The organism is Streptomyces acidicola, from assembly GCF_009377235.1.
Classification (GTDB): domain Bacteria; phylum Actinomycetota; class Actinomycetes; order Streptomycetales; family Streptomycetaceae; genus Streptomyces; species Streptomyces acidicola.
In genome coordinates this window covers 1-3,332 of sequence record NZ_VMNX01000448.1, presented here as the reverse complement: position 1 = coordinate 3,332, position 3,332 = coordinate 1, and the positions used below count along the sequence as shown (strand labels likewise).

4 protein-coding genes and 1 tRNA gene are annotated in these 3,332 nt (G+C 68.6%); 2 read left to right on the top strand and 3 right to left on the bottom strand.

Features of this window, described 5'->3' with window-relative positions:
- Positions 1-404: 404 nt before the first annotated feature.
- Positions 405-476, bottom strand: a tRNA-Val gene (locus FPZ41_RS45750).
- Positions 477-551: 75 nt separating this feature from the next.
- The gene (locus tag FPZ41_RS45745; RefSeq protein ID WP_152870734.1) at positions 552-1,037 is read right to left on the bottom strand and encodes a TIGR02611 family protein; all 486 of its coding nucleotides are present in this window, start codon (positions 1,035-1,037) and stop codon (positions 552-554) included.
- Between the two features lie 191 nt (positions 1,038-1,228).
- On the opposite strand from FPZ41_RS45745, the gene FPZ41_RS45740 reads away from it, so the two are divergent.
- Positions 1,229-1,642: an SsgA family sporulation/cell division regulator gene (locus tag FPZ41_RS45740; RefSeq protein ID WP_004002642.1), complete on the top strand. Its 414-nt coding sequence runs from the start codon at positions 1,229-1,231 to the stop codon at positions 1,640-1,642.
- 536 nt (positions 1,643-2,178) lie between these two features.
- The gene (locus FPZ41_RS45735) at positions 2,179-2,739 is read left to right on the top strand and encodes a CGNR zinc finger domain-containing protein (RefSeq protein WP_322621579.1); all 561 of its coding nucleotides are present in this window, start codon (positions 2,179-2,181) and stop codon (positions 2,737-2,739) included.
- Positions 2,740-2,909: 170 nt separating this feature from the next.
- On the opposite strand, the gene FPZ41_RS47670 is transcribed toward FPZ41_RS45735, so the two are convergent.
- Positions 2,910-3,062 carry a hypothetical protein gene (locus FPZ41_RS47670; RefSeq protein ID WP_166681697.1) on the bottom strand — a complete coding sequence of 51 codons (153 nt, stop codon included), beginning with the start codon at positions 3,060-3,062 and terminating at the stop codon, positions 2,910-2,912.
- Positions 3,063-3,332 lie beyond the last annotated feature (270 nt).

Sequence of the window (3,332 nt, the reverse complement as noted above, 5' to 3'; positions counted from 1 at the left end):
TGGTTGTGGCGGGTGAGTGGAGCGGATTGGGGGTGAACGCGGGTTTGTGGGACAGCCGGGGCGTTGGTGGGTGGGGTTGAGAGGGCGGTGCGATGCCGGAGCGAGGCTCTGCCGACGGGCGACTGGGAACGGGGCGGCTGCGGGCGAGCAGGGCGGGTCGCGGAGCGCAACACGGCGGCACGGCGCGCGGACGGGTGCGTCGCTGCCGACCGGATAGACGGCTGATCCTGCCCGGTGAGGGACGCGGTCGACCTGGGTGAGGCGGCGGTCGGCCGAACTGGAGCGGGCGACGGAGAGCAGCCACGACACCCAGGAGGCGACAGGCAGGCCACAGGCAGTGCACGCGCCGCAAACGGAACGACCCGGTCCACGGAAACCGTGGACCGGGTCGTTTACCGATCGTGTGGGCGATACTGGGTTCGAACCAGTGACCTCTTCGGTGTGAACGAAGCGCTCTCCCGCTGAGCTAATCGCCCGGGTGCACAAGGAAGATTACCCCATGTCAGGGATGCCTCCGACCACTACCGGAGTAGCGTCGGACCACCGCCGGGTCACTGATCCTTGATGTTCCAGGGCATCTCGAAGCCGAACTTCCAGAGGTAGATGCCGCCCAGCACGGCCATGATCACGAGGCCGACCACCGTCAGGATGATGTTGCGACGTCGCACTTCGGGGTCGAGGGCCCGCTGGGCCGCCTCGGTCACCTTGCGCTTCGTCCAGCGGAGCACAAGCTGTGCCCAGACGAACTCGGTCGCCCAGATCGCCATGCCGCAGAAGATCACCACCCAGCCCGGACCGGGCAACGGCAGCATGATCACACCCGCCACCACAACAGCGAGCCCCAGGATGAAGACACCCACCTGCCAGCTCAGGTGGAGCATCCGCCGGGTCTTGACGAATTCCGGCGCACGGGACCCACGAACCGCCTCTCCGCCCGCCTTGTCGTCGGTCTGATCCCTGGGTACGCCGGCCGTGTCGCTCTTCATTCCGTCGGCCGCCACGGCGACCTCCCCCGCCTCGCCACTCCCCGTATCCATATGACCAAACCCTACCCGAGAGAAACCGATCACCAGAATGGTCGTATCCGGCAAACGCACTCTCGGCCGGATGAGCTACCAAAAGCTACGCAAAACACTCAGAGGGGTTTACAACGGCACCGTAGGTGGCATGTCGATTTCGCCGACGTGCGAATCCCCGAGCGCACACTGAGCGAAAGGCCCTGGCGCTTATGAACACCACGGTCAGCTGCGAGCTGCACCTGCGCCTCGTTGTGTCGAGCGAGTCCTCACTGCCTGTTCCCGCGGGACTGCGGTATGACACGGCCGATCCCTACGCCGTGCACGCCACCTTCCACACCGGAGCCGAGGAGACCGTCGAGTGGGTGTTCGCCCGCGACCTCCTCGCCGAAGGGCTCCACCGGCCCACCGGAACCGGCGACGTCCGCGTGTGGCCGTCCCGGAGCCACGGTCAGGGCGTCGTGTGCATCGCCCTGAGCTCTCCGGAGGGCGAGGCCCTGCTCGAGGCCCCGGCGCGGGCCCTGGAATCGTTCCTGAAGCGGACAGACGCCGCCGTGCCGCCCGGCACGGAGCACCGGCACTTCGACCTCGATCAGGAGCTCTCGCACATCCTGGCGGAAAGCTAGGGCGAGGCTCCCACAAAGCCGCCCGGCGCCGTCCACTCGGGGAGACGGCTCGGGCGACAACCGCATAGGGCAGTCACCGGCACCGTCGCCGCGGAGTTCCGCGCGGTGGCGCCGGTGTCTGTGCGCGTGGCGCGCGGCGCGTACCGATGTCGCGGCGTGCACGGGTGCGGCGAGGACGGGTACGGCACGTACGGGTCCCACCGTGTCACCGTACGCACCGAAGTCGCACGGAGTGCCGGACAGTGACGTTCCGCGACGGGCTCGAAGAGCTCCGTGTCGGAACCTGGGGCAACGGGCGTGTCCGGGCCCCGGGTGGGCGTGAGTCTCCGGGCCCGGAGAGAGACGTGCGTGGGCGACGGGGACACGTGTACGCGGACCGGAACCCACCACGTCCCCGCACACGTGTGCGGGGTGGGTACCGGTCGTCACAGCGCTGTTCCAGGCTCGTCCCGTGCCCCTCGAACAGGCCGTCGAGCCACTAACATCGGCCAGCATCGACGGGCGCCCCGCCCGACCACCAGGCCAGGGAGCGAAACGTGCTGATCACCCACGACACCCGGTGCGCGCTCGACACCGTGGTGGATCTGGTGAACACCGTGCCGGACGACGACACGATGACGGACGGCCTCGTGGACATCCCGGCGCTCGGCGATTTCGTACGAAGGCACGAGATCAGCGATGTGGGGGTGCTGTCGGACCTCGACCTCGCGGCGGTACGCAAGGTCCGTGGCCGATTCTCCGAGGTCTTCGCGGCCCCCGACGCACGCTCGGCCGCCGGAGTCATCAACGACCTGGTCGCCGCGGCGGGCACCACCCCGCGGCTCACCGACCACGACGGCTACGACTGGCATGTGCACTACTTCGCGCCCGGTGCGTCCGTCGCCGACCACCTCGCGGCCGACTGCGGGATGGCGCTCGCCTTCTTCGTGGTCGCCGGGGAACAGGAACGGCTGCGCCGCTGCGAGGCCCCCGACTGCCGTCGCGCCTTCGTCGATCTCTCCCGCAACCGCTCCCGACGCTACTGCGACAGCCGCACCTGCGGAAACCGCCTCCACGTGGCGGCCTACCGGGCCCGCCGCAAGGAGGCCACGGGCTGAGGGCCGACGGACCCGTCGGACTCCCCGGAGACGGCCGGGGACGCGCCGGAGACGGCCAGGGGCGAGACGGTCGCACGGCCGAAGGGGCAGGGGCGGCGAGAGGGAGCCGAGCTGGGTGCGCCGAGGCTGACGGAGCCCTCGGCGGGTGGCGCCTGGGCTCCGTTTACGGCTCAAAGCATCAGCAGGTCGTGCAGTGATGCCATGAGCAGCAGACAGCCGATCACCGCTAGGAAGATCATCAGCGGTGGCTGGGAGAGCGCGAAGAGACAACCGCGCCGCTCCTCGGGGGGAGCTGCGTTGTCGCTCTGGGTTGTGTCCAGCATCTCGCGGCGATCATTGCGCAGCTGAGACCCTCACCGCGATCAACACATGCGGAATGACCAGGAGTTCGCCAATATCCCGTTGCGTGGGAGCGATCGTGATCGCTTCCGACCTCTCGCCGGACCCACTGTGTCGTTTCAGTCAGGCTCGTACATCCGCGATCATCCGGACCGCGATGCTGTCATATGCCGTGCTTCTTGAGGATGGCCTCGATGTCGCTGAAGTCGTCCCCGGCGTCGGTTGAGCCGGTGGCCCGGGGTGTGGTCGTGGGG

Bases quoted from the DNA above. Each gene is read 5' to 3' on its own strand.
- FPZ41_RS47670 (WP_166681697.1), bottom strand. From the start codon at position 3,062: ATGCTGGACACAACCCAGAGCGACAACGCAGCTCCCCCCGAGGAGCGG.
- FPZ41_RS45745 (WP_152870734.1), bottom strand. From the start codon at position 1,037: ATGGATACGGGGAGTGGCGAGGCGGGGGAGGTCGCCGTGGCGGCCGAC.
- FPZ41_RS45740 (WP_004002642.1), top strand. From the start codon at position 1,229: ATGAACACCACGGTCAGCTGCGAGCTGCACCTGCGCCTCGTTGTGTCG.